This window comes from Roseateles sp. (assembly GCF_039595295.1).
Classification (GTDB): domain Bacteria; phylum Pseudomonadota; class Gammaproteobacteria; order Burkholderiales; family Burkholderiaceae_C; genus Roseateles.
This window is the reverse complement of sequence record NZ_JBCNLU010000043.1, coordinates 1-23,518: the sequence shown is the minus strand read 5'-3', so window position 1 is coordinate 23,518 and position 23,518 is coordinate 1. Positions and strand designations below refer to the sequence as shown.

The 23,518-nt window shown below is 68.4% G+C and carries 19 protein-coding genes; 8 read left to right on the top strand and 11 right to left on the bottom strand.

All coding sequences use genetic code 11. The features are described from left to right. Positions 1 to 293: 293 nt before the first annotated feature. Positions 294 to 881 carry a hypothetical protein gene (locus ABDW59_RS21385; protein WP_343632916.1) on the bottom strand — a complete coding sequence of 196 codons (588 nt, stop codon included), beginning with the start codon at positions 879 to 881 and terminating at the stop codon, positions 294 to 296. A gap of 66 nt (positions 882 to 947) precedes the next feature. Then, the gene (locus ABDW59_RS21380; RefSeq protein WP_343632914.1) at positions 948 to 1,568 is read right to left on the bottom strand and encodes a hypothetical protein; all 621 of its coding nucleotides are present in this window, start codon (positions 1,566 to 1,568) and stop codon (positions 948 to 950) included. Between the two features lie 134 nt (positions 1,569 to 1,702). Here ABDW59_RS21380 and ABDW59_RS21375 point away from each other — a divergent pair, with 134 nt between their 5' ends. Next, the gene (locus ABDW59_RS21375) at positions 1,703 to 3,700 is read left to right on the top strand and encodes a cation:proton antiporter (RefSeq protein WP_343632912.1); all 1,998 of its coding nucleotides are present in this window, start codon (positions 1,703 to 1,705) and stop codon (positions 3,698 to 3,700) included. Here ABDW59_RS21375 and ABDW59_RS21370 read toward each other — a convergent pair. Then, positions 3,697 to 5,718 (bottom strand): acyltransferase family protein, encoded by a 2,022-nt coding sequence (locus ABDW59_RS21370; protein ID WP_343632910.1) that lies wholly within the window; start codon positions 5,716 to 5,718, stop codon positions 3,697 to 3,699. The two genes, ABDW59_RS21375 and ABDW59_RS21370, sit on opposite strands and share 4 nt — an antisense overlap. Positions 5,719 to 5,835: 117 nt before the next feature. Here ABDW59_RS21370 and ABDW59_RS21365 point away from each other — a divergent pair, with 117 nt between their 5' ends. From ABDW59_RS21365 to ABDW59_RS21350, 4 genes are all read left to right on the top strand, one after another. Further along, positions 5,836 to 6,627 carry a histidine phosphatase family protein gene (locus ABDW59_RS21365; RefSeq protein WP_343632908.1) on the top strand — a complete coding sequence of 264 codons (792 nt, stop codon included), beginning with the start codon at positions 5,836 to 5,838 and terminating at the stop codon, positions 6,625 to 6,627. A 54-nt stretch (positions 6,628 to 6,681) separates the two neighbouring features. Further along, entirely contained in the window at positions 6,682 to 7,944 is a 1,263-nt protein-coding gene (locus ABDW59_RS21360; RefSeq protein ID WP_343632906.1) for an acyl-CoA dehydrogenase family protein, read from the top strand. A 159-nt stretch (positions 7,945 to 8,103) separates the two neighbouring features. Continuing rightward, positions 8,104 to 9,606: a diguanylate cyclase gene (locus ABDW59_RS21355; RefSeq protein WP_343632904.1), complete on the top strand. Its 1,503-nt coding sequence runs from the start codon at positions 8,104 to 8,106 to the stop codon at positions 9,604 to 9,606. Between the two features lie 29 nt (positions 9,607 to 9,635). Beyond that, a complete protein-coding gene (locus tag ABDW59_RS21350) occupies positions 9,636 to 10,178 on the top strand; it encodes an adenine phosphoribosyltransferase (protein ID WP_343632902.1) in 543 nt (180 codons plus the stop codon). A 73-nt stretch (positions 10,179 to 10,251) separates the two neighbouring features. Here ABDW59_RS21350 and mnmE read toward each other — a convergent pair whose 3' ends face one another. The 8 genes from mnmE to rpmH all read right to left on the bottom strand — a co-directional run bounded on the left by mnmE (position 10,252) and on the right by rpmH (position 17,796). Continuing rightward, positions 10,252 to 11,628: a tRNA uridine-5-carboxymethylaminomethyl(34) synthesis GTPase MnmE gene (gene mnmE / locus ABDW59_RS21345; RefSeq protein WP_343632900.1), complete on the bottom strand. Its 1,377-nt coding sequence runs from the start codon at positions 11,626 to 11,628 to the stop codon at positions 10,252 to 10,254. 73 nt (positions 11,629 to 11,701) lie between these two features. Further along, positions 11,702 to 13,282, bottom strand: a complete 1,581-nt coding sequence (locus ABDW59_RS21340; RefSeq protein ID WP_343632898.1) for a hypothetical protein — start codon at positions 13,280 to 13,282, stop codon at positions 11,702 to 11,704. Beyond that, entirely contained in the window at positions 13,279 to 13,665 is a 387-nt protein-coding gene (locus tag ABDW59_RS21335; RefSeq protein WP_343632896.1) for a GtrA family protein, read from the bottom strand. The genes ABDW59_RS21340 and ABDW59_RS21335 overlap by 4 nt, the downstream gene beginning before the upstream one ends. Continuing rightward, complete coding sequence (locus ABDW59_RS21330) at positions 13,662 to 14,741, bottom strand: glycosyltransferase (protein ID WP_343632894.1); 1,080 nt, start codon at positions 14,739 to 14,741, stop codon at positions 13,662 to 13,664. The genes ABDW59_RS21335 and ABDW59_RS21330 overlap by 4 nt, the downstream gene beginning before the upstream one ends. A gap of 286 nt (positions 14,742 to 15,027) precedes the next feature. Then, positions 15,028 to 16,722 (bottom strand): membrane protein insertase YidC, encoded by a 1,695-nt coding sequence (gene yidC / locus ABDW59_RS21325; RefSeq protein WP_343632892.1) that lies wholly within the window; start codon positions 16,720 to 16,722, stop codon positions 15,028 to 15,030. Beyond that, on the bottom strand, positions 16,715 to 17,026 hold the full coding sequence (gene yidD / locus ABDW59_RS21320; RefSeq protein WP_343632939.1) for a membrane protein insertion efficiency factor YidD: 312 nt from the start codon (positions 17,024 to 17,026) through the stop codon (positions 16,715 to 16,717). The genes yidC and yidD overlap by 8 nt, the downstream gene beginning before the upstream one ends. A gap of 43 nt (positions 17,027 to 17,069) precedes the next feature. Then, positions 17,070 to 17,630 carry a ribonuclease P protein component gene (locus tag ABDW59_RS21315; RefSeq protein WP_343632890.1) on the bottom strand — a complete coding sequence of 187 codons (561 nt, stop codon included), beginning with the start codon at positions 17,628 to 17,630 and terminating at the stop codon, positions 17,070 to 17,072. A 31-nt stretch (positions 17,631 to 17,661) separates the two neighbouring features. Beyond that, complete coding sequence (rpmH, locus tag ABDW59_RS21310) at positions 17,662 to 17,796, bottom strand: 50S ribosomal protein L34 (protein WP_067065970.1); 135 nt, start codon at positions 17,794 to 17,796, stop codon at positions 17,662 to 17,664. Positions 17,797 to 18,090: 294 nt separating this feature from the next. Here rpmH and dnaA point away from each other — a divergent pair, with 294 nt between their 5' ends. The 3 genes from dnaA to gyrB all read left to right on the top strand — a co-directional run bounded on the left by dnaA (position 18,091) and on the right by gyrB (position 23,477). Then, positions 18,091 to 19,638 (top strand): chromosomal replication initiator protein DnaA, encoded by a 1,548-nt coding sequence (dnaA, locus tag ABDW59_RS21305; RefSeq protein ID WP_343632888.1) that lies wholly within the window; start codon positions 18,091 to 18,093, stop codon positions 19,636 to 19,638. A 70-nt stretch (positions 19,639 to 19,708) separates the two neighbouring features. Beyond that, a complete protein-coding gene (gene dnaN / locus ABDW59_RS21300) occupies positions 19,709 to 20,833 on the top strand; it encodes a DNA polymerase III subunit beta (RefSeq protein ID WP_343632886.1) in 1,125 nt (374 codons plus the stop codon). A gap of 115 nt (positions 20,834 to 20,948) precedes the next feature. Beyond that, positions 20,949 to 23,477 (top strand): DNA topoisomerase (ATP-hydrolyzing) subunit B, encoded by a 2,529-nt coding sequence (gene gyrB / locus ABDW59_RS21295; protein WP_343632884.1) that lies wholly within the window; start codon positions 20,949 to 20,951, stop codon positions 23,475 to 23,477. The last annotated feature ends 41 nt before the right edge of the window (positions 23,478 to 23,518 follow it).

The following is a 23,518-nucleotide window of genomic DNA, read 5'->3' as shown; positions in this document are numbered from 1 at the left end:
CGTAACTTTTCGGTGGCGCGAACGGTACCCCGAACCTCCGCCCGCCCGCCACGTCCGGCAAAGCCGAGTGCACATGCGGGCATGCGCCCGATGCATAAGGCGGTTAGTTTGCCCCTGGGGCGTGACCAAAGCCAGCCCCCTTCGGCTGTCCCTCCCATCGCCCTTCGGAGCGAGGCCGGCACGAGGGACACCCCCGTTTGCGTGCCCATGAAAAACGGACCCCCGCAGGGTCCGTCGGTGGCGCGGCGCCGGGCCGCGCGCGCGTGCGGTACGCAGGCCGCGATCGCCCCCGATCAGCCCTTCTTCACCGCGGCGCGGAAATCGGCGTCGTCCAGCAGCTTGCCGATCAGCGCCTTGTAGAGCGCGCCGTACTGGTTGATGGCCATCGGAATGGCGGTCGCGCCGACGAAGCTGGACTCCCAGCTGGATTCGGCGGCCACTTCCTTGTCGAAGACCTTTTGGCCGGCGCGCTTGACGACGAAGCGGGCCGCGAGGCGGCCAGTGCCGGTGCCGATGGCGGCGTCGACCTTGCTGTCGGTCAGCTCGCCTTCGATGACGATGGGGCTGGCCGGGTCGAGCAAACCGGCGGCCTTGAGCTCGGCGCCCAGTTCATCGCGCAGCTGGGCCGAGAAGGTGCCGGACGAGGGCGACACCGAGGAGCCGCGCAGGCCGCCCAGCGTGGTATCCATGTCGGCGGGCTTGCCGGCGGCCAGCTTGAAGCTGCCCAGTTGCGAAGGTGCAGCCGAAGCGGCCTGCAGCTTGGCGACGTTGGCCGGGCTGGCGGACGGCGGCGGCATCTGCGCGCTCACACAGGCGGTCAGCACGGCGACAGCGCCCAGCGCCAGGGTCAGGCGGGCGGTGCGAAGCAGAGATTGGCTCATGGGACTCCCCGAGATCGGTATTGGCTTGTCGGAATGGGAGCGCCGCCGCGATCAGCGGCGCGGTGCTCAGCGGAAGCTCGGATCGTGGGTGACGTCGTTGAGGACGTTGCTGACGACCTGGCGGCTGATCAGGGTGATGGCCTCGTCGATGCTGGAGGCCTTGGTGGCGTCGGGCGGCGCGCCCTTGGCGCCGATGGTGGTCCAGAGCACCTGACGGGTCTTCTTGACGATGGGCTCGGCGGCGCCGGGCGCGCGATACGTCGCGGTGCACAAGTAGCCGTCGCCCACCTGCGAGCCGGCCAGCCCGAACGTCAGACCGGTGACGAAACCCTTGCTGAAGGCGTCGTCGGACGTCGGCACGTTGTCCAGGACGATGCTGAGCGTGGCGCCGCCGGGCGCCGGCGCCTCGGTAACGGCGCTGAACACGCCGCTGCCGCGAATCTGGTCGGTGATGCGCGTCTTGAGCAGCGCGGTGGCCTGCTGGTTCGGCACGCCCTTGCTCTGGAACTCGAAGAAGAGCTGAACGGCGCGCGGTTCCGCGGGCTTGACGAACTGGGCGGCCGGCACTTCCGGCAACTTGTTGTCGACGTAGAAGTTGGCGCAACCGGTGAGGGCGCTCAGGCCCAGGGCGAGCACGGCGGTGCTCAGCGCGCGCGCCACGGCGGCGCCGCGAAGAATGGCAAACATGTGGTGGTACTCCCTCTAAAGCCGGCCATGTGTGTGTATGGAATGCGACGGGCGGCTGGGCGCCGACTATATCGATCCCCCGCCTTGCCGCATCCGGGTCCGCCCTGGGGCAAGGGCCCAGTAGGATCACCGCCATGCTCACCGCCCTGGACCTGACCCTCATCTACCTGATCGCCGCCGTCCTGGGCGTGGTGGTGTGCCGCTCGCTCAAGCTGCCGCCCATCCTGGGCTATCTCGTCGTGGGCGTGCTCATCGGACCCAACGCGCTGGCGCTGGCCAGCGACGTGCCCGGCGTGCAGCACCTGGCCGAGTTCGGCGTCGTCTTCCTGATGTTCGCCATCGGGCTGGAGTTCAACCTGCCCAAGCTGCACAGCATGCGCTCGATGGTGTTCGGGCTGGGGCTGCTGCAGGTGGTGGTGACGGTGGCCGGCACCATGGGCGGCAACCTGCTGCTGCAGTGGCTCTTCCCCCTGATGGGCCTGCATTGGGAGCTGGGCTGGCAGGGCTCGCTGGTGCTGGGCGCGGCGATGGCGATGAGCTCCACGGCCATCGTCGTCAAGCTGATGGCCGAGCGGCTGGAGCTGGAGAGCGAGCATGGCCGGCGCGTGATCGGCGTGCTGCTGTTCCAGGATCTGGCCGTGGTGCCGCTGCTGGTCCTGATCCCGGCCCTGGGCGGCACCGGCTCCCAGATGATCGAGTCGCTGGGGTGGGCCGCGTTGAAGGCCATGGTGCTGCTGACGCTGCTGCTCACCGGCGGACAGCATGTGATGCGGCGCTGGCTGACGCTGGTGGCGCGGCGCAAGAGTCAGGAGCTGTTCATGCTGAACCTGCTGCTGGTGACGCTGGGCCTGGCCTGGCTGACCGAGCACGCGGGCCTGTCGCTGGCGCTGGGCGCCTTCGTTGCGGGCATGCTGATCGCGGAGACCGAATACAAGCACCAGGTGGAACTGGACATCCGCCCCTTCCACGACGTGCTGCTGGGGCTGTTCTTCATCACGATCGGGATGCGGCTGGACTGGCAGACGCTGGTCTACCAATGGCCGCTGGTGATCATCCTGACGCTGGCGCCGACGCTGGCGAAGTTCGTGCTCGTGGCGGGTCTGGCCAAGCTGTTCAAGGCGCCGACCGGGGTGGCGCTGCGCACGGGGCTTTATCTGGCGCAGGCGGGGGAATTCGGCTTCGTGCTGCTGACCCTGGGCGCGCAGCAGAACCTGATCGCGGCGCAGTGGGTCAGCCCGGTACTGGCGGCGATGGTGCTGTCGATGCTGGCGACGCCGCTGATCATCGAGCACAGCAATCGCATCGTGATGAAGCTGTCCGCCAGCGACTGGCTGCTGCAGTCGGTGCAGCTGACGACGATCGCGAAGAAGTCCATCAAGACGGATGCGCACGTGATCATCTGCGGCTATGGCCGCAGCGGGCAGAACCTGGCGACGCTGCTGGACGCGGAGCACATCCCCTACATGGCGCTGGACCTGGATCCGGATCGCGTGCGGCAGGCGGCGGCGGCGGGGCAGAGCGTGGTCTTCGGCGACGCGGCGCGACTGCCCAGCCTGATCGCGGCGGGCTTGTCGCGGGCGAGCGCGGTGGTGATCAGCTATCACGACACCGCGTCCGCGCTGAAGGTGCTGCACGAGGTGCGCAGCCATGCGCCGCAGGTGCCGGTGATCGTGCGCACCATCGACGACAGCGATCTGGAGAAGCTGCGCGCGGCGGGCGCGACCGAGGTGGTGCCCGAGGCGATCGAGGGCTCGCTGATGCTGGCCAGCCATGCGCTGGCGCTGGTGGGCGTGCCGATGCGGCGAGTGCTGCGGATCACGCGGGATGCGCGGGATCGGCGCTATGGCTTGCTGCGGGGCTACTTCCATGGCGCCGATGACGACACCGGCGAGGAGCGCGATCAGGCACGGCTGCAGTCGATCAGCCTGCCGACGGCGAGCGCGCTGGATGGGCAACGGCTGGATGAGGTGGGGCTCGCCGCTTGGGGGGTGAGCGTGGTGTCGGTGCGGCGCACGAATGGCGCGGTGCAGGACGCGAGCGATGAGCTGGTGCTGCATGGCGGGGACACGCTGGTGGTGTCGGGGACGCCGGAAGCATTGGCCCGCGCGGAGCACGGGCTGCTGGTGGGCTAGTCGAGCATCGCCATCAGCGTCTCACCCGTCACCTCCGACATGACGGCCGGCATCAAGAGGATCGATCCCTCCCGGCTGAGGTGCCCCTGATCGCGATACAGCGGAACCCCGTCGCGCTCCACCTGGCAGCGTTGCCCATCACACAGCAGCGGCTCGAATCGCATCACCGGCAGACGCCGATCCGACCGCGCCAGCTCATCGATGAACCGGTGCTCCGCGGCACGACGTTGCGCGTCGTCGGCGACGTCGATCGCACAGCCCGCCGGCGCGCCCAGCGTCCACCGCCCCGCCTGCTTGCGCTCCAGGCACCCCGCGATGTCGAAGCCCGCCGACGGCGGCGGCGCCACCACCATCACCTTCTTGCCCATCGCGCGCAGCTTGCGGATCGTCTGGCTCAGGTCTTCCAGCAGCGCGGCCCGCATCGCGTCCCCGCCGCGGATGCGCGCCGACACGTCCTTGCCCGTCGGCTGAAGCTCGTACTTGGCCTCATCCAGGTATTGGCTCAGCAGGCTGGACAGCACCACCGTGTCGACCTCCGGATGTCGCGCCAGCCAGCTCAGCACCGAGGCGTTGAACTCAGCACATTGCTCGATCCAGGGCGAGGCGAAGGTGTTGCCGCGACCGAGCTCCGCCCGCACCGGCGTGAGGCCGGGGAAGGGCCCGCAGGAGGACTTGGTCGCCTGCACCAGGCCGCGATCGCTGGCGACGCGGACCAGCCCCGGCACCAGATGCATCGCGTAGGAATCACCCCAGACCATCCAGCGCGCGCCGGGTCGGGTGCGGCAGACCGCGCGGCCGTCGAAGGGCTCCTCGGCATCGCAGTTGGCGGAGAGCCCGTAGTTGGGCTTGCGCAGCTCGACGAAATCGACGGCGCCCGGCGCGGGCCGGTGCAGCGTCAACACCACCGCGCCAGCGGCGAGCAGCAAGGTCCCGCTGCCCAGCACCAGCGCGCCGCGACCTCCGGTCAGCGCCTGCTTGGCGGGCTTCTCGACCAACCGATGCAGCGCCCATGCCAGCGGCACCGCCAGCGCCACCGCGCCGATGCGCCACGCCATCAGCGCGGCGGGATCCGCCTTCAATCCGACCCAGGCGTTGTGCAGGAAGGCCAGCAGCGGCCAATGCACCAGGTACAGCGCATAGGACCAATCGCCGATACGCACCATCGGCATCCAGGGCCGCGACAGGGGCGCCGACGACCGCAGCAACAGCGCGAGCGTCGCCACACACACGATCATCGCGGCCGGTCCCGGATGCGCCGCGCCGAACCAGGTCGGCTGCGCGGGAACGATGAGCAGCAACGCCCCGGCCGGCCATGCGATCCATCGCAGCGCGCGCTGCATCGTGGCGCTCCCGACCAGTGCGTGCGAGAGCAGCGCGCCGATGGACCCGAGGCCCAACTCCCACGCCCGCGTCGGCAGCAGATAGAAGGCCGCGCTCGCGTCGCGCGGCTGCCACCAGGCGAGCAGCGCGAGACTCGCGATCGTCACCCCCACCGCGATCGCCACGCGCCAACGCGCCGCGCTGAAGGCGAGCAGCGCCGGCAGCACGAGGTAGTACTGCTCCTCCAGCGCCAGCGACCAAAAGTGCAGCAGCGGCTTGTGATCGGACGCGCCCTGGAAGTAGCCCGTCTGGTGCCAGAGCACCAGATTGCTCGCGAAGCCCAGCGAGCCCAGCAGCTGCGCGACGAAGTCCAACTGCTCGGTGCGGTTCAGCGCCCAGGGCACGGCAAGCAGCGTCGCGCCCAGCACGGCGTAGGCGGCCGGCAGCAGCCGCCGCGCGCGCCGTCCGTAGAAGGCCAGAAAGGAGAAGCCGCCGCGCTGCAATGAGCGCTGGATCAGCCCGGTGATCAGGTAGCCGGAGATGACGAAGAAGATGTCCACGCCCAGGTAGCCGCCGGATGCGGCGGGGATCTGCGCGTGATACAGCAGCACCCACAGCACGGCGATCGCGCGCAGGACCTGGATGTCGTCGCGCAGCGAGGCATCGCGCGCGGAGGAGGGCGTGGAAGGGCTTGTCACCAAAGCGTCAGGGCGGCGGAAACCTGCGAAAGAGAGGCGGCGCGAATTGTGGCCCGAGCCGCGCGCTTGCCGCCTGCGCGACAGTGCGGCCCTTCGCGTTGCGCCACACTGCCGCCCATGTTGGACACCCAGCCCCGCACGCCGAACCGGCGCCGCGTCTATCTGATGCGGCACGGCGCGGTGACCTATTTCGACGGCGTCACCGGACGCCCGGTGCTGCCCGAGCAGGTGCGATTGAACGAGGATGGACTCGTGCAGGCGCGCGCCGCCGGCGAGGCCTTCCGCGCCGCGGGCGTGCGCTTCGATCGGGTCATCGTGTCGGGCCTGCCGCGCACCGTCGAGACCGCGGAGCTCGTGCTCAAACACTCGGACCAATCGGCCCTCGTGCCGCAGGTCTGGCCCGAATGGCAGGAGATCCGCGGCGGCCGGCTCGGCGAAATTCCGCAGGCCGAGCTCACGCAAGCCTTCACCGGTCTGCAGCGCAGCCCGGTCGCCGAGTCGCAGCGCTTCCTCAACGGAGAGAGCGTGGGCGAGTTGCTCGATCGCGTGCTCGGCGGCGTCGCGCGGCTGCAGGCCGATCCGGATTGGGACTGCGCGCTGCTGGTGCTGCACGGCGTCGTGAACGCCGCATTTCTTTCGCATGCCGTGACCGGCGGTCAACGCCTGATGCTGGGCAGCTGGGTGCAGTCGCCCGCCTGCATCAACGTGCTGGACGTCGCGCCGCCGCGCGGCGAGCAGCCCGGCGACTGGCTGCTGCGCGTGTGCAACTTCGCCCCGACGCAGCCGCTGCATGCGCACGAGCGGTCCACCACCATGGAAGCGCTGTACGCCCAGTACCTGCGCTATCGCGATCAACGCGATCTGCGCGACCCACGCGATCCCTCCGATTCACGCGAACCCCGCGGCTGAAGCCGCGTCCCACCGATTTCTTTCTCGCCACGAGCGATTCCCGGGAGCCCCCTGATGAACTTCGACTACAGCCCCAAGGTTGAACAGCTGCGCGAGCGCCTGCTGGCGTTCTTCGACGAGCACATCTATCCCAACGAGAAGCGCTATCACGCCGAGATCGAGGCCAACCGCCGCGCCGGCAACGCGTGGATTCCGACGAAGGTGATCGAGGAGCTCAAGCCCAAGGCGCGCGCCGCCGGGCTGTGGAACCTGTTCCTGCCGCGCTCGCCGCGCGCGCCGGAAGGGCTGTCCAACCTCGAGTACGCGCCGCTGTGCGAGATCATGGGCCGCGTCTACTGGGCGCCGGAAGTCTTCAACTGCTCCGCGCCCGACACCGGCAACATGGAGACGCTGGAGCGCTACGCGACCGAAGGTCTCAAGGACCGCTGGCTGGAGCCGTTGCTGCGCGGCGAGATCCGCTCGGCCTTCCTGATGACCGAGCCGGAGGTCGCCTCCTCCGACGCCACCAACATCCAGTGCCGCATCGAGCGCGACGGCGACGAGTACGTCATCAACGGCACGAAGTGGTGGTCCTCCGGCGCCGGCGATCCGCGCTGCGCGCTGTACATCGTGATGGGCAAGACCAATCCCGACGCGGGCCGCCATGAGCAGCAGTCCATGGTGCTGGTACCGGCCAACACGCCGGGCATCACCGTCAAGCGCCACCTGAGCGTCTTCGGCTACGACGACGCGCCGCACGGTCACATGGAGATCGAGCTCAAGAACGTGCGCGTCCCGGTGGAGAACATCCTGCTGGGAGAGGGCCGCGGCTTCGAGATCGCGCAGGGTCGCCTGGGCCCGGGCCGCATCCACCACTGCATGCGCTCCATCGGCGCGGCCGAGCGCGCGCTTGAGCTGATGTGCAAGCGCGCGATCTCGCGCGTGGCCTTCGGCAAGACCATCGCGCAGCAGACGGTGACGCAGGAGCGCATCGCCGAGGCCCGCTGCAGCATCGAGCAGGCCCGATTGCTGACGCTCAAGGCCGCCTACATGATGGACACCGTCGGCAACAAGGTCGCCAAGGCGGAGATCGCGATGATCAAGATCGTCGCCCCGACCATGGCGCTCAAGGTCATCGACTGGGCCATGCAGGTCCACGGCGGCATGGGCGTCAGCGACGACACGCCGCTGGCCTACATGTGGGCCGGCCAGCGCACGCTGCGCTTCGCCGACGGTCCGGACGAGGTGCATCGCAACTCGCTGGCCAAGCTGGAGCTGGCGCGTCACATGTCGCTGCCGGCCGGCACCGTCGACATGCCGATCACGCGCGGCAGCTGAGGCAGCGGGGGCTCCACACGTCGCGCCAGTGGCGAGAACCCAACGGCGCGCGTCGCGGGAACCCGTTCCCCCCGCTTTGGGGGCGGTTTTCTCGGCGAACAAGGGTGGCTAGGATCAGCCACCTTTTTTTTCGTCCGTGCCGCCCGTGCCCGCTGCGCCATGAATCGCTACGCCGAAGTCCGCACCTGGCCGCTGCTTGCCTTCGCGCTGCTGGTGGGGCTGCAGGCGATCGTGCTGTCCGCGGCGCTGGGCGGCTACGGCGTGCAGGGCTGGCTGGCGTGGATCGGCATGGCGGCGCTGGCGCTGACGGTGCTGCTGGCGGTGCTGGTGGTGTCCACGCTGGCGCGCGCCGAGGGCCGCGCCCGGCACGCCCAGCGCACGATGGAGGAAGCCATCGACGCGCTACCCGCCAGCGTGGAGATCTTCGACGAGCAGGACCGACTGATCGCCTACAACCGGCGGCTGGTCGAGATCTATCCACATATGCTGCGACATTTCCAGCGCAAGAGCACCTTCGAGGACCTGGTCCGCGAATCGCTGGCGCGCGGCGGCATTCCCGAGGCGCTGGGGCGCGAGCCCGAGTGGCTGGAGGAGCGCCGGCGGGCGCGTGGCCGGCAGCAGGCGCCGCTGCTGCAGCGCGTGCACGACGACATGTGGCTGCGCATCTATGAATCGCGCACCCCCTCGGGCGGCATCGTGGGCGTGCGCATGGACGTCACCGATCTGATCCACGAGCAGCAGGGGTTGGCCGCGAGCCGGGCCCAGTTGCGCGCCACCATCGAGTCCGCCGCCAACGGCATCCTGACGCTGGACGCCAGCGGCCATGTGCTGGAGGCCAATCCCAGCTGCGAGCAGTTGTTCGGCTTCACCGCGCCGGAACTGCAAGGCGTGCACATCGGCATGCTGATGGGCGCGGCGATGAGCGGACATGGCGCGATCACCGCCGCGCAGCTGGATCCGCAATCGCTGCTGGGCCAGCCGCGCGAGCTCACCGCCCGCCACCGCAGCGGCGAGGCGCTGCACCTGCAGTTGACCGTCGCCGAAGTGCGGACGGACACGATCCACCTCTACGTCTGCATCGTCACCGACCTGACCGAGCGCAAGCGGCAGGAGGAGCGGCTCAAGCGCGCCAACGAGCTGCTGGCGCGTCAGTCGACCACGGACGGGCTGACGGGCGTGGGCAACCGGCGGCTCTTCGACCAGCTGCTGCGGCAGGAGTGGCAGCGGGGGGCGCGCGCCGAGCGCTCGCTGGCGCTGCTGATGGTCGACATCGATCACTTCAAGCAATACAACGACTGCTACGGCCATGTCGCGGGCGACGACTGCCTGCGCCGCGTCGCGACGCTGCTGCGCAGCTGCGTGGGCCGCGGCGGCGAATTCGTCTGCCGCTACGGCGGCGAGGAATTCGCGGTGCTGCTGCTGGACACCGATCTGAGCGGCGCGCAGGTGGTGGCGCAGCGCTGCCTGGACAGCGTGCGCCTGGCCGCGATCGAGCACGAGGGCTCGCCGGTGCGCCGCTCGGTCAGCCTGTCCATCGGCGTGGCGGCCTGCGTGCCGCCCTCCGCTGCGCCGGCCGAGCGCCTGATCCAGGCGGCGGATGCGGCGCTCTACGCGGCCAAGCAGGCCGGGCGGGCGCGGCTCATCTGCCAGCAGCTGGCCTGAAATCGGCGACGGGCGCGACAATCGCGCCCATGCAAGATGCCGTCCAATTCCTCAAGCAGCAGATCCGCACCGTGTCCGACTGGCCGGAGCCGGGGGTGCAGTTCCGCGACATCACGCCGCTGCTGTCCAACCCGCGCGCGTTCCGCTTGCTGATCGACCAGTTCGTGCATCGCTACTTCGACGAGAAGCCCGATGCCATCGCGGGTCTGGACGCGCGCGGCTTCATCATCGGCTCGGTGTTGGCGTATGAGCTGAACGTCGGTTTCGTGCCTATCCGCAAGAAGGGCAAGCTCCCGTTCACGACGGTGCAGGAGACCTATGAGCTGGAGTACGGCAGCGCCACGGTGGAGATGCACACCGACGCGGTGAAGGTGGGCGACCGGGTGCTGCTGATCGACGACCTGATCGCCACCGGCGGCACGATGATGGCCGGCAAGCGGCTGCTGGAGCGGCTGGGCGCGCAGGTCATCGAGGGCGCGGCCATCGTGGACCTGCCGGAGCTGGGCGGATCGAAGCGCTTGCGGGAGGGCGGACTGAAGGTGTTTTCGCTGGTGGACTTCGAGGGGCATTGAGGGACGGAAAGGCCGCTCGAGTGCGTCGCCGCCAGGGCGGTCCGGCGCAAGTTCTCGTGATCGCCGGCCCCCGTCACTTCCCAATACAGAACCTGCTGAAGATCTCCCCCAGCAGGTCATCGGCGGTGAACGCGCCGGTGATCTCGCCGAGCGCGTCATGCGCCAGGCGCAGCTCCTCGGCCATCAGGTCCAGGGCCGCCGGCTTCACGGCGGCTTGCTGAAGTGCCAGCTCCACGTGCTCGCGCGTGCGGCGCAGCGCCTGAACATGCCGCTCGCGGGCGATGAACAAGCCTTCCGGGACCGCGTGCCAGCCGACCTGCTCCAGCAGCCGTCGACGCAGCGCATCCAAGCCCTCGCCCGTCTTCGCCGACAAGGTCAGCGCCCCCTCCGGCAAGGCCGCCGGCGACTGCGCGTCGGCCTTGTTGTAGATCTGAAGCATCCGGCTCGGATCGACGCTGACCAGACGTGATCGGATCTCCGCGTCCTCCGCTTCGTAGTCCGCGTGGCCGACACGCGTCAGGTCGTGCAGGAACAGCACCACATCCGCATCCGCGATCGCATCCCAGCTGCGCGCCACGCCGATGCGCTCGACCTCGTCCTCGGTGTCGCGCAGACCCGCCGTGTCGCTGATGTGCAGCGGCACGCCTTCGATCTGGATGGTCTGGCTGAGCTTGTCCCGCGTGGTGCCGGGAATCGGCGTGACGATGGCCAGCTCCGCGCCCGCCAGCGCGTTCAGCAGCGAGCTCTTGCCCACGTTCGGCTGCCCGGCCAGCACGACCTTGATGCCCTCGCGCAGGATCGCGCCCTGACGGCTGCGATCGACCAGCGTCTCCAGCCGCGCCAGCAGCCCACGCAGCTTGCCAAGAGCGTCCGCCTGCTCGAGGAAATCGATTTCCTCTTCGGGAAAATCCAGCGTCGCCTCGACCAGCATGCGCAGCTGGATCAGCGCGTCACGCAGACCGCCGACCTCGCCGCTCAGCGCGCCCGCCAGGGCTCGGCCGGCGCTGCGGGCCGCGGCCTCGGTGCTGGCATCGATCAGGTCGGCGACCGCCTCGGCCTGGGCCAGGTCCAGCTTCCCGTTCAGGAAGGCGCGTCGCGTGAACTCGCCCGGCTCCGCCAGGCGCATGCGCAGCGCCGGATCGGCCTCCAGGCAGCGCGCCAGCAGCAGCTGCAGCACGACCGGGCCGCCGTGGGCCTGCAGCTCCAGCACGTGCTCGCCGGTGTAGGAATGCGGCGCCGGGAACAGCAGCGCCAGGCCGTGATCGATGGCCTCGCCGCTCGCGCTGCGGAAGGGCAGATAGGTGGCCTCGCGCGGCTTGAGCGCCCGGCCGCAGATCGCCGTCACGAGCGGGGTCAGGTCTTGCGGCGCGGAGACGCGCACGATGCCCACGGCGCCGCGTCCGGGCGCGGTGGCGATGGCGGCGATGGGATCCTGGTGGCGGGACAGCATGGGCGCGATTGTCTCGCAGCCCCGCTGAGGCGGCTTCCCGCAGTCTGACCGGCGCGGCTTCAGCAGCAAGCGGTCAGGGACGCGCGGGATTCTCGTAGCGGGTGGCGCCGGCCGGATCCGCCTGCAGCTGCTGCAGGCTGAGCTCCTTGCCGAACCACTGCGTCTGCAAGCGGCGCGCCGGCGCGGTGAGCTCGAGCGCGGACGCATAGCGCGCCCGCTGGACCAGCCATACGCTGCCGCCCGCCGGGGCGGCGACGTCGCGCGGCTCGCCCACGATGTAGGTGATGCCCTTGATGACGACACGATCGGAGCGCTGCTCCAGCGACAGCCGCCGCGTCCACTCCGGCCCCAGCTTGCGCTTGAGCGCCTGCCAGGCCGCGTTGTCCGGCGGCAGGATCTCCAGCGGCCGGCCCCATTGCGCATCCGCCGCGTAGCGCATCACGCCCCAGTAAACGCTCACGTTGGGCACCACCACCACGTCGCCGGGTCGCGCGAACAGCGCGATCGTGCGGCCCGCGGAGGCGTAGTTCTCGCCCGGCAGCTGACGCTGTGACCACGGAATGGTGGCCGCCGCGAGGAAGAGCAGCAATACCGCCGCGCCGGACTTGGCCGCGGGCGCGGTCAGCCGGGCGGCGCCTTGTCCCGCCGCGATGGCCAGGAAAGGCAGCAGGTTGGCCGCGAACACCGGAGACTTGAACAGCGGCTTGCCGAAGAGCCCGATCACCAGCGCCGCCGCCAGGCCCAGCACCGGCACGCCCAGCATGAGCCGGCGGCTATCGCGGCCCGGCAGCGCCAGGGCCGCCATCGCCAGGAAGACCAGTCCGCCCGCGATCAGGAAGCCCCGGTCGTTCTCCAGCGGCCAGCCCGCGACGATCGCCGCCGGATAGTGCAGGACGGCGTACCAGTCGCTGCCCATCAGCGGCTCGGTGCCGCGCGCCAGCGCGCTCAGCGGCAGGGGCAGCATGCACACCAGCGTCAGCGCCTGCCAGCGCAGCCAGCGCCAGCGGGCGGCGCCGCCGGTGTGTTCCCACTCCAGCCAGAGCGTGTTCAGCGCGATCAGACCGACGAACAGGAATTCGATCGCATGGCTGTAGGCCAGCAGCAACTGCACCAGCACGAGCAGCGCGCCGCGCCGCCAAGAGCCCTCGCGCAGCAGCTGGCGACCCATGGCCCAGCTGCACACGGCCAGCAGCGGTACGAAGCTGTACATGCGCAGCGTGCCGGCCTCCCAGGCGAAGGTCGGCTGCACGCAGTAGAGCGCCACCCCCCACAGGGCCGCGCTCGCGCCGCCATGGCGCAGCGCGACGCGATACACCGCCCAGGCGCTGAGCGCCGCGGACAGCAGCGAGCTCCCCAGCGCCCAGCGGTCCGACGCCGGCGCCAGCGCGCTCCATCCCTTCAGCACCAGGAACCAGGAGAAGGGATGGATGTCGTTGCGCAGCATCTCCGACTGGAAGGAGCCGAGCGACTGCAGACCGTGGGTGATGGCGATGATCTCGTCCTCCCACAGGCTGCCGCGGGCGGACCAGAAGGCCAGCGCGCCGATCAGGCCGATCGCCAGGGCCAGCCCGCAAAGCCAGCGATCGAGCCGGGTGGGGCTGAGGGCAGGCAGGGTGGGCGGTGCGGCCGCGAAGGTGGAGGCGGAGGGGTTCATGTCTGACGGAAGGCCAATCGCTTGTAAGCGAAGTAGCTGATGCCGGTCTGCAGCGCGGTGGCGCCGACGATGGACGGGAACGGGCTCAGGCCCGCGTTCAGGAACAGGCGGTACAGGAGGTAGCTCAGCAGCGCCATCGTCACCGCGACGGCGCCGTAGCGTAGCGCCTCGGCCGCGCTGCGGCGGGTCTGCACACGGTAGGTGAAGCGCCGGTTGGCCAGCCAGGTGAAGACCATCGCGATGCCGATGGCGGGAATGCGGGCGAGGCTCGCCGGCAGGCCGAGGTGGATCAGCAGCAGGGTCAGGCCGGCGTCGATGCAGAAGGCCGTGCCGCCCACGAGTACGAAGCGCGCGAAACCGGCACCGGGCAGGCTGAGCTTCATGTCCGCGGTCGGGACCGGAACTGCGTCAGTCCCAGGTAGACCATGCGCTTCTGCTCCAGCCGCCCGCGCGAGACGCTGTCCAGCACGAGCCCGCAGGTCATCGCGATGCCCGCCAGCAGCACCAGCCCGGTGGCCAGCACGGCGGTCGGCAGACGCGGCACCAGGCCGGTCTCGATGAAGGTCAGCAGCAGCGGGCCGCCCAGCACCAGCGCGACGAAGACCAGCACGCCGGCGATGGTGCCGTAGAAGCGCGCCGGGCGGACTTCCTTGAACAGCAGCACCAGCGTGCGCAGGATGCGCAGCGCGTCCCGCACCGTGTTGAGCTTGCTGACGCTGCCTTCCTGGCGGCTGCCGTACTCGGTGGGGTGCTCCTCGATGGGCATGCGCAGCTGGCTGGCGTGGACCGACATCTCGGTCTCGATCTCGAAGCCGGCGGCCACCGCCGGGAAGCTCTTCACGTAGCGGCGCGAGAACACCCGGTAACCCGAGAAGATGTCCGTGAACAGGCGGCCGAACAGGGTTTGGTACACGCCGTTGAAGAGCCGGTTGCCGAAGCCGTGACCCGCGCGGTGGGCGTTGTCGTAGACGCCGCGGCGCGTGCCCACCACCATGTCCAGGTGGGCGTCGACCATGCGCTGCACCAGCATCGGCGCCATCGAGGCGTCGTAGGTGCCGTCGCCGTCGGCCATCACGTAGATGTCGGTGTCGATGTCGGCGAACATGCGCCGCACCACATTGCCCTTGCCGGGCCAGGGCTCGTGGCGCACCACGGCGCCGGCGGCGCGCGCCTCGGCGGCGGTGTTGTCGGTGGAACGGTTGTCGTAGACGAAGATCGTCGCGTCGGGCAGATGGCGGCGGAAATCCTCCACCACGCGCCGGATCGAAAGCCCCTCGTTGTAGCAGGGCAGCAGCACCGCCACGCGCGGCTGATACGGATGCGTGGCGCCGTGGGCGTCCGTGTGGCCGTCCGTGTGGCCGTCCGCCAGGGCGTCATGGGAGCGCGCGTTCTCGGGCATCTCGGCGGGTGTGCGCTCGCGCACGCGCGACGGCGGCGCGCTGATGGTGTTCTCGTTCAACTGCATGCTCCCCAATGACCGGCCGCTGGCCCCGCAGGGACATCGCTCGTTGACTGTCGTGCCGCCCGCCGCCTCGCTCGGGTGCGAGGTGAAGCGATCTGGAATGGCGCGGGGCAGGCGTCGCCGCCGGTGCTCATGACCGACGTCTCTGACCTCCGGCCCCGGGCGCCCCGGCGATGCCGGCGCGGCCCGGGGAGCGATCCCCGCATGGACCGGATTTAATCGCTCCGCGCGGCCAAAAAAAAGCCCCCGGGCTGCGGGGGCTCTTCCGAGGGACGTGAAGAAGTTACTTCTTCATCACCGGGTCCATCACGCCCAGGCGCTTGTTGATCATCCATTGCTGGGCGATCGACAGGATGTTGTTCACCAACCAGTACAGCACCAGACCGGACGGGAAGAAGAAGAACATCACGCTGAAGGCCAGCGGCATGATCCACATCATCTTGGCCTGCACCGGATCGGCCGGTTGCGGATTCAGCCAGACCTGCAGCAGGCTGGACAGCGTCATCAGCAACGGGAGCGGGCCGATCGGGGCGCCGAGCAGGTGACCGAACAGGCTGTCAGGCTTGGACAGGTCGTGGATCCACAGCACCCAGGGGGCGCCGCGCATCTCGACGCTGGACAGCAGCACCCAGTACAGACCCATGAAGAAAGGCATCTGCAGGAAGATGGGCAGGCAGCTGCCCAGCGGGTTGATCTTCTCTTCCTTGTAGATGCGCATCATCTCCTGCTGCATCTGCTGGGGCTTGTCCTTGTAGCGCTCGCGCAGCTCCTGGATGCGCGGGTTCACCGCCTTCATCTTGGCCATGCTGCGGTAGGCGCTGGCGTTCAGGCCGTAGAACGCGGCCTTCAGCAGCACCACCAGCACGATGATCGCCCAGCCCCAGTTGCCCAGCAGCTGATGCAGCAGATCCAGCAGCCAGAACAGCGGCTTGGACAGGATCTTGAAGATGCCGTAGTCCTTCACCAGCTCCAGGCCCGGAGCCAGGTCTTCCAGCTTCTTCTCTTCCTGCGGACCCACGTACAGCACGTCGTCGAGCTTGCCCGTCGCGCCCGGCGCGATCGAGGCGAAGTTCATCACCATGCCGGCGGTGTACAGGTTCTCGTTGAGCGGGCGGACGTTGAACTCGCGCGGGCCCGCTTCGTTGCGCAGCCAGGCGCTGACGAAGTAATGCTGGACCATCGCGACCCAGCCGTCGTCGGCGTTCTTCTCGTATTCGGCCTTGCCCTTCTTGAGGTCGTCGAAGGACAGCTTGTGGTACTTCGCCTTGTCCGTGTACAGGGCCGGGCCCGCGAACGAGGACGGGGCGAAGGACGGGCCGGTGTGGTCGACGTGACCGTCGCGCACCAGCTGCAGGTACAGCTGCGGCGTGACCGCGGCGGCGCCCTGGTTGGTCACTTCATGGCGCACGCCGATGGCGTAGTCGCCGCGCTTGAAGGTGTAGGTCTTGGCCAGCTTGACGCCGCCTTGCTCGCCTTCCAGACGCACGGTCAGCGCGTCCTGGCCGTCCTGCAGCGCCGTCGGACCGTCGACCAGCGTCAGCACGGTCTGGTCGGAGGGGGCGTTCGGGACGTTCAGCAGGCCGGAGCGCGCGCTGTACTGGCGCAGCGGATCCAGCACCACGACGTGGCCGCTGGGGTTGGTGTCGTCGGCGTGCTTGAGCAACTCGACCCGCACCAGGCTGCCGCCGCGGGTGTCGATGGTGGCCTTGACGACGTCGGTCGTGAAGGTGACCAGCTTGTTCTGGATCACCGGGGCGGCGGGGGTCGCGGGCACACCCGACGCGGCCGTCGCGGCGGCGCCGGGTTGGGCCGCGGCGAGGGCCGCGCCGGACGCGGGGCCGGTCGGTGCGCTGACGGTCTTGGCGGGGGCCGGGTGGAACAGCGACGGCTGGCCGTTGTGCCGCTGCCAGCCGTCCCACAGCAGGACCAGCGACATCGTGAACACCACCCACAGGATGGTGCGGCGAATATCAGTCATGGGAAGCTTTTGGATTGGCGGTTGAAGAGGCTGACCCCGGCCGGCATCGGGACGGACGCTCGAGCAGTCGGGTGAACAGACGGGGCGGATTGTCAGGCACGGGGTCGTGTCCGCCCAGACAGAATGGATTGCAGCGCAGGATCCGTCCGACCGCCATGTAGGTGCCGGCGGCCGCGCCATGCTGGCGCAAGGCCTGCATCGCGTACGCGGAGCAGGTCGGGCTGTAGCGGCACCCGGCACGCAGCCAGGCGCTGAACAACAGCTGATAGCCACGCACCAGCCCCATCAGCAGACGCGTCGGCAGGCCGGGGCGGGTGTCCATCGTCGGGTCCGTGAGGGCGGATCGCTCAGCCGCCCGCCGGAGGGCGCGCCAGCTTGCGGGTCAGCTGCTGCAGTTCGGCGCGCGCAGCGGCGCGCAGCGCGTCCGAAGAGGCGCTGGGGAACTGCTTGCGATCAAACGGGTTGCGCAGCCGCACGACCCACAGGCCGGGCGGCAGCTCGCCGAGGTCGCCGAAGATCGCGCGGATCTGACGCTTGAGCAGCGCCCGCGTGACCGCCCGCTTCGCATGCCGTTTGGGCACGACGTAGCCCAGCCAGGCGCCTTGCGGCGCGGCTGCGATCTCGGCGATCGGAGCGACGGGGGTTGCAACCGCCCGGTGCGAAGCGTCGTCCGGAATGGACAACGCCGCGGACGAAGCCGCGGCATCGGTCGGATCGCGTGATTCATCCACAGCTTGGGGATGAATCGGTGCATCACCTGTGGACAAGTTGGCCGCTCCAGAGGGGCGGCGCTTGGGCAGCGAGGGGCTGACAGCCAGGTGGTGCACGGCGAAGTGCGCGCTGCGCGCGCGGCTGGGCGTGCCCAGCACGCGCTCGAAATCGGCCGATCGCAGGATGCGGCCGATCACGGTGTGCAGATCAGAGCGTCTGAAGCGACGCTCAGACGGCCAGGCGCTTGCGGCCCTTGGCGCGACGAGCAGCGATGACGGCCTTGCCGCCACGCGTCTTCATGCGGACCAGGAAGCCGTGGGTACGGGCGCGACGGGTCTTGGAGCCTTGATAAGTGCGTTTCATGTTCAACCTCTAGGAAATCTCGGAACTTCCCGTCGCCTCGCGCCATCTGTGGCGCCGCGGACGGAGGGCATCGAGTGGATGCCGGAAGCCGCTCGAAGATCGGAGGCCCACGCAGCTACGTCCGGGCGTCCGGAAAACCCGCGATTACAGCAAAGATTTGCTCCCGGGTCAATCCGGCGACAGTCCGCCACGGGGATTACCAGCACTTGACCGAGGCAAAAAATCTGTGGATAACCCGGTCTTCGCGGCCTTTGATCGGTACAATCCGGCCGCTCGAAGAATAAGTTTTCCACAATGAGCGCAGACTTGTCAGGGGCGGCGCTGTGGCAGCGCGGCTGCGAACGCTTGGCCGCCGAACTGCCTGAACAGCAATTCAATACCTGGATCCGTCCGCTGCCGCCAGCGGAGGTGGCCCAGCAGGAAGAGAACGGCCAACCGGCCGTGCTGGTGTCCCTGCGCGTCCCCAATCGATTCAAGCTGGACTGGATCCGCAGCCAGTACGCCGGGCGCATCGAGGCCATCCTCACCGAACTCGCCGGCAAGCCCGCGCGGCTGGAGCTTTCGCTCGCCCCGCGCGAAGCCATCGCCCCGCTGCCCCGCACCGGCTCGACCGGGGCCTCGATGGGCCAGGTGCTGCAGCAGCACGGCCTGCGCGGCGGTCCCGCGGCCGCCCCGATCTCCGCGCCCGGCATGGCCGCGGCCGCTCGTCCGACTGCTCCCGTCGCGGCCGCGCCGGCGGCGGCTCAGGCCCCCGCCGCCCCGACGACCGCCGCCAGCCTGATCCAGCCCGGCTCGACGCCCAACGTCCCGCCCAGCGCGACGCGGCATCGCATCAACACCTCGCTGACCTTCGACACCCTGGTCCCCGGCCGCGCCAACCAGATGGCGCGCACCGCGGCGCTGCACGTGGCGGGCGCCCCGGGCCAGATGTACAACCCGCTGTTCATCTACGGCGGCGTCGGCCTGGGCAAGACCCACTTGATCCACGCGGTCGGCAACGCGCTGCTGAAGGACCGTCCGGATGCCCGCGTGCTCTATCTGCACGCCGAGCAATTCATCTCCGACGTCGTCAAGAACTACCAGCGCAAGACCTTCGACGAGCTCAAGGCCAAGTACCACTCGCTGGACCTGCTGCTGATCGACGATGTGCAGTTCTTCGCCGGCAAGGACCGGACGCAGGAAGAGTTCTTCAATGCGTTCGAGGCGCTGCTGGCCAAGCGGGCGCACATCATCATGACCTCCGACACCTATCCGAAGGGCCTGGTGGACATCGACGAGCGCCTGACCAGCCGCTTCGATGCCGGCCTGACGGTCGCGATCGAGCCGCCCGAGCTCGAGATGCGGGTCGCGATCCTGATCAAGAAGGCGGACGCCGAGGGCGCCCCCATGCCCGAGGACGTGGCCTTCTTCATTGCCAAGAACGTGCGCGCCAACGTGCGCGAGCTGGAAGGCGCGCTGCGCAAGGTGCTGGCCTACAGCCGCTTCTCGCACAAGGAAATCAACATCCAGCTGGCGCGCGAGGCGCTCAAGGACCTGCTGTCGATCCAGAACCGGCAGATTTCGGTCGAGAACATCCAGAAGACCGTGGCCGATTTCTACAAGATCAAAGTCGCGGACATGTACTCGAAGAAGCGGCCCGCGAGCATCGCCCGGCCGCGCCAGATCGCGATGTATCTGGCCAAGGAGCTGACCCAGAAAAGCCTGCCGGAGATCGGCGAGCTGTTCGGCGGCCGGGACCATACGACGGTGCTGCATGCCGTGCGCAAGATCGGCGGCGAGCGTCAGAAGAACACCGAGTTGAATCAGCAGTTGCACGTGCTGGAGCAAACGCTCAAGGGATGAGGCCAAAGGCCTTCTCGATCAGCGAAAATGCCGCGTTCGCCCGAACAGCCAACAGTGGAGAGAGGTTGACATGATCGTGTTGAAAGACAGCCAGGACAAAGTGCTTGCCGCGTTGCAGGCGGTGTCCGGCATCGTGGAACGGCGCCACACCCTGCCCATCCTCGCCAACGTGCTGTTGCGCAAGCAGGGCAAGCAGGTGGAGCTGACCACGAGCGACCTGGAGATCCAGGTGCGCACCACGGTCGAGTTCGAGGGCGACGAGGGCGATTTCTCGACCACGATCGGCGCCCGCAAGCTGATCGACATCCTGCGGTCCATGCCGGCGGACCAGACCGTCAGCCTGACCTCCAACCAGAGCAAGATGACGCTGCAGGGCGGCAAGAGCCGCTTCACGCTGCAGACGCTGCCGGCCGACGACTTCCCGCTGGTGCAGGAAGCGGCCGACTTCGGACCCGCGTTCAGTGTCCCGCAGAAGACGCTCAAGGGCCTGATCAACCAGGTCCACTTCGCGATGGCGGTGCATGACATCCGCTACTACCTGAACGGCATCCTGTTCGTGGCCGAGGGCAAGACCCTGACGCTGGTGGCCACCGACGGCCACCGTCTGGCGCTGGCCCAGGCCGAGACCGACACCGAGATGCCCAAACAGGAAGTCATCCTGCCGCGCAAGACCGTGCTGGAGCTGATGCGTCTGCTCAAGGACGGCGGCAAGGGCGACGACGAGAGCGCCCCGATCGAGATGCGCTTCGCCGGCAACCAGGCCAAGTTCAGCTTCAGCGGCATGGAGTTCGTGACCAAGCTGGTCGAGGGCAAGTTCCCCGACTACAACCGCGTCATCCCCAAGAACCATCGCTTCCACGTGATCCTGGGCCGCACGACGCTGCTGGCGGCGCTGCAGCGCGCGGCCATCCTGACCAGCGAGAAGTTCAAGGCGGTGCGCCTGTCCTTCGAGCCGGGCCTGCTGTCCATCGCCTCGAGCAACGCCGAGCAGGAAGAGGCCAAGGAAGAAATCGAGATCGACTACGGCGGCGACCAGATCGAGACCGGCTTCAACGTGACCTACCTGATGGACGTGCTGTCCAACATGTCGCAGGACATGGTGCGCGTGGATCTGAACGACAGCTCGTCCAGCGCGCTGCTCAGCATCCCCGATCACACCGGCTTCAAGTACGTCGTGATGCCCATGCGGATTTAAGGTCGCTTCGCAAGCTTCGCTCCTCGGAGCGGGACCTTGCGCACCCCCTGCCCCCGCCGGGCGGGGGTTCCAGACAGTCAGACAAACGGCCGCACGCGGCCTTGAATAGCCTCCGATGAGCGAAAACAGCACCCCTGAAAACACTCCGACTCCGGCGCCTCAGACCGACGGCGCGGGGTACGGCGAGTCCAGCATCCAGATCCTGGAAGGCCTGGAGGCGGTGCGCAAGCGCCCCGGCATGTACATCGGCGACACGTCCGACGGCACGGGTCTGCACCACCTGGTGTTCGAGGTCGTGGACAACTCCATCGACGAGGCCCTGGCCGGCTACTGCGACGACATCGTCATCACCATCCACACGGACAACTCGATCTCGGTGATCGACAACGGCCGGGGCATCCCGACCGGGGTGAAGATGGACGACAAGCACGAGCCCAAGCGCTCGGCGGCCGAGATCGCGCTCACGGAGCTGCACGCGGGCGGCAAGTTCAACCAGAACAGCTACAAGGTCTCGGGCGGTCTGCACGGCGTGGGCGTGTCCTGCGTGAACGCGCTGTCCAAGACGCTGCGCCTGACGGTGCGCCGCGAGGGCAAGGTCCACCAGATCGAGTTCAAGAAGGGCATCCCGCAGGATCGCCTGATCGAGGTCCGCGATGGCGTCGAGATCAGCCCGATGAAGATCGTCGGCGAGACCGACAAGCGCGGCACGGAAGTGCACTTCCTGCCGGACACCGAGATCTTCACGTCGAACTCGGAGTTCCATTACGACATCCTGGCCAAGCGCCTGCGCGAGCTCTCGTTCCTGAACAACGGCGTGAAGATCCGCCTGGTCGACGAGCGCAACAACAAGGAAGACAACTTCGCCTTCGCGGGCGGGGTGCGCGGCTTCGTCGAGTTCATCAACAAGGGCAAGACGGCGCTCAACCCCAACATCTTCCACGCCCAAGGCGACAAGATTTCGGACCAGAACACCAACGTCGGTGTCGAGGTCTCGATGCAGTGGAACGACGGCTTCAACGAGAGCGTCCTCTGCTTCACCAACAACATTCCGCAGCGCGACGGCGGCACGCACTTGACGGGTCTGCGCGCGGCGATGACGCGGGTGATCAACAAGTACATCGAGGACAACGAGCTGGCCAAGAAGGCCAAGGTCGACGTCACCGGCGACGATATGCGCGAAGGCCTGGCCTGCGTGATCAGCGTGAAGGTGCCTGAACCGAAATTCAGCTCGCAGACCAAGGACAAGCTGGTGTCGAGCGAAGTGCGCGGCCCGGTGGAAGAAATCGTCGCGAGCAAGCTGACGGACTGGCTGCTGGAGAACCCGGTCGACGCCAAGATCATCTGCGGCAAGATCGTCGAGGCCGCGCGTGCGCGCGAGGCGGCGCGCAAGGCGCGTGAGATGACGCGCCGCAAGGGCGTGCTGGACGGGATGGGTCTGCCGGGCAAGTTGGCGGACTGCCAGGAGAAGGATCCCTCGCTGTGCGAGATCTACATCGTGGAGGGCGACTCCGCCGGCGGCTCCGCCAAGCAGGGTCGTGACCGCAAGTTCCAGGCGATTCTCCCTTTGCGCGGCAAGATCCTGAACGTCGAGAAGGCGCGCTACGAGAAGCTGCTGACCAGCAATGAAATCATCACGCTGATCACCGCGCTGGGCACCGGCATCGGCCGCGGCGCCGGCAGCGACGACTTCAATCCGGACAAGCTGCGCTATCACCGCATCATCATCATGACCGACGCGGACGTGGACGGTGCGCACATCCGGACGCTGCTGCTGACGTTCTTCTATCGTCAGATGCCGGAGCTGGTGGAGCGCGGTCACATCTACATCGCGCAGCCGCCGCTGTACAAGGTCAAGGTCGGCAAGCACGAGCAGTACCTGAAGGACGGCCACGAACTGGACGGCTTCCTGCTGAAGGTCGCGCTGAACGACGCCGAGCTGCACCCCAACGGTCTGGGCGTGGGCGAAACGATCAAGGGCGAGGATCTGGAGACGAAGGCGCGCCAGTACGTGGCGGCGCAGAACGTCATCGAGCGTCTGTCCGCCTGGATGGACGGCGAGGCGCTGCACCTGCTGGCCTCGGGTCTGACGCTGGCGCTGGACACGAAGGAAGCGGCGGAGATCTCCGCGACGGCGCTGCAATCGGCGCTGCACGACGCGGTGGTCACGGCGGAGAGCGATCCCCGCACCGACAAGCAGCTGCTGCGCGTGAGCCGTCGTCATCACGGCAATGTGCGCTCGAGCATCATCACGGCGGACTTCGTCCACGGTGCTGATTACGAGGTGCTGGCCGAGGCGGGCAAGACCTTCAAGGGTCTGGTCGGCGAGGACGCGGTGATCCGCAAGGGCGAAGGCGAGAAGGCCAAGGAGAGCAAGGTCTCGGACTTCCGCGCCGCGATGGCCTGGCTGATGACGCAGGCCGAGTCCAGCGTGGGCCGCCAGCGCTACAAGGGTCTGGGCGAGATGAACCCCGAGCAGCTGTGGGAAACGACGATGGACCCGACGGTCCGCCGCCTGCTGCGCGTGCAGATCGAGGACGCCATCGAGGCGGACCGCGTCTTCACGATGCTGATGGGCGATGAGGTCGAGCCGCGTCGGGAATTCATCGAGACGAACGCGCTGCGGGCGGCGAATATCGACGTGTAAGCCGACCCTCCGGCGTAGGGCGCCGAGTTAATTGCAACTCG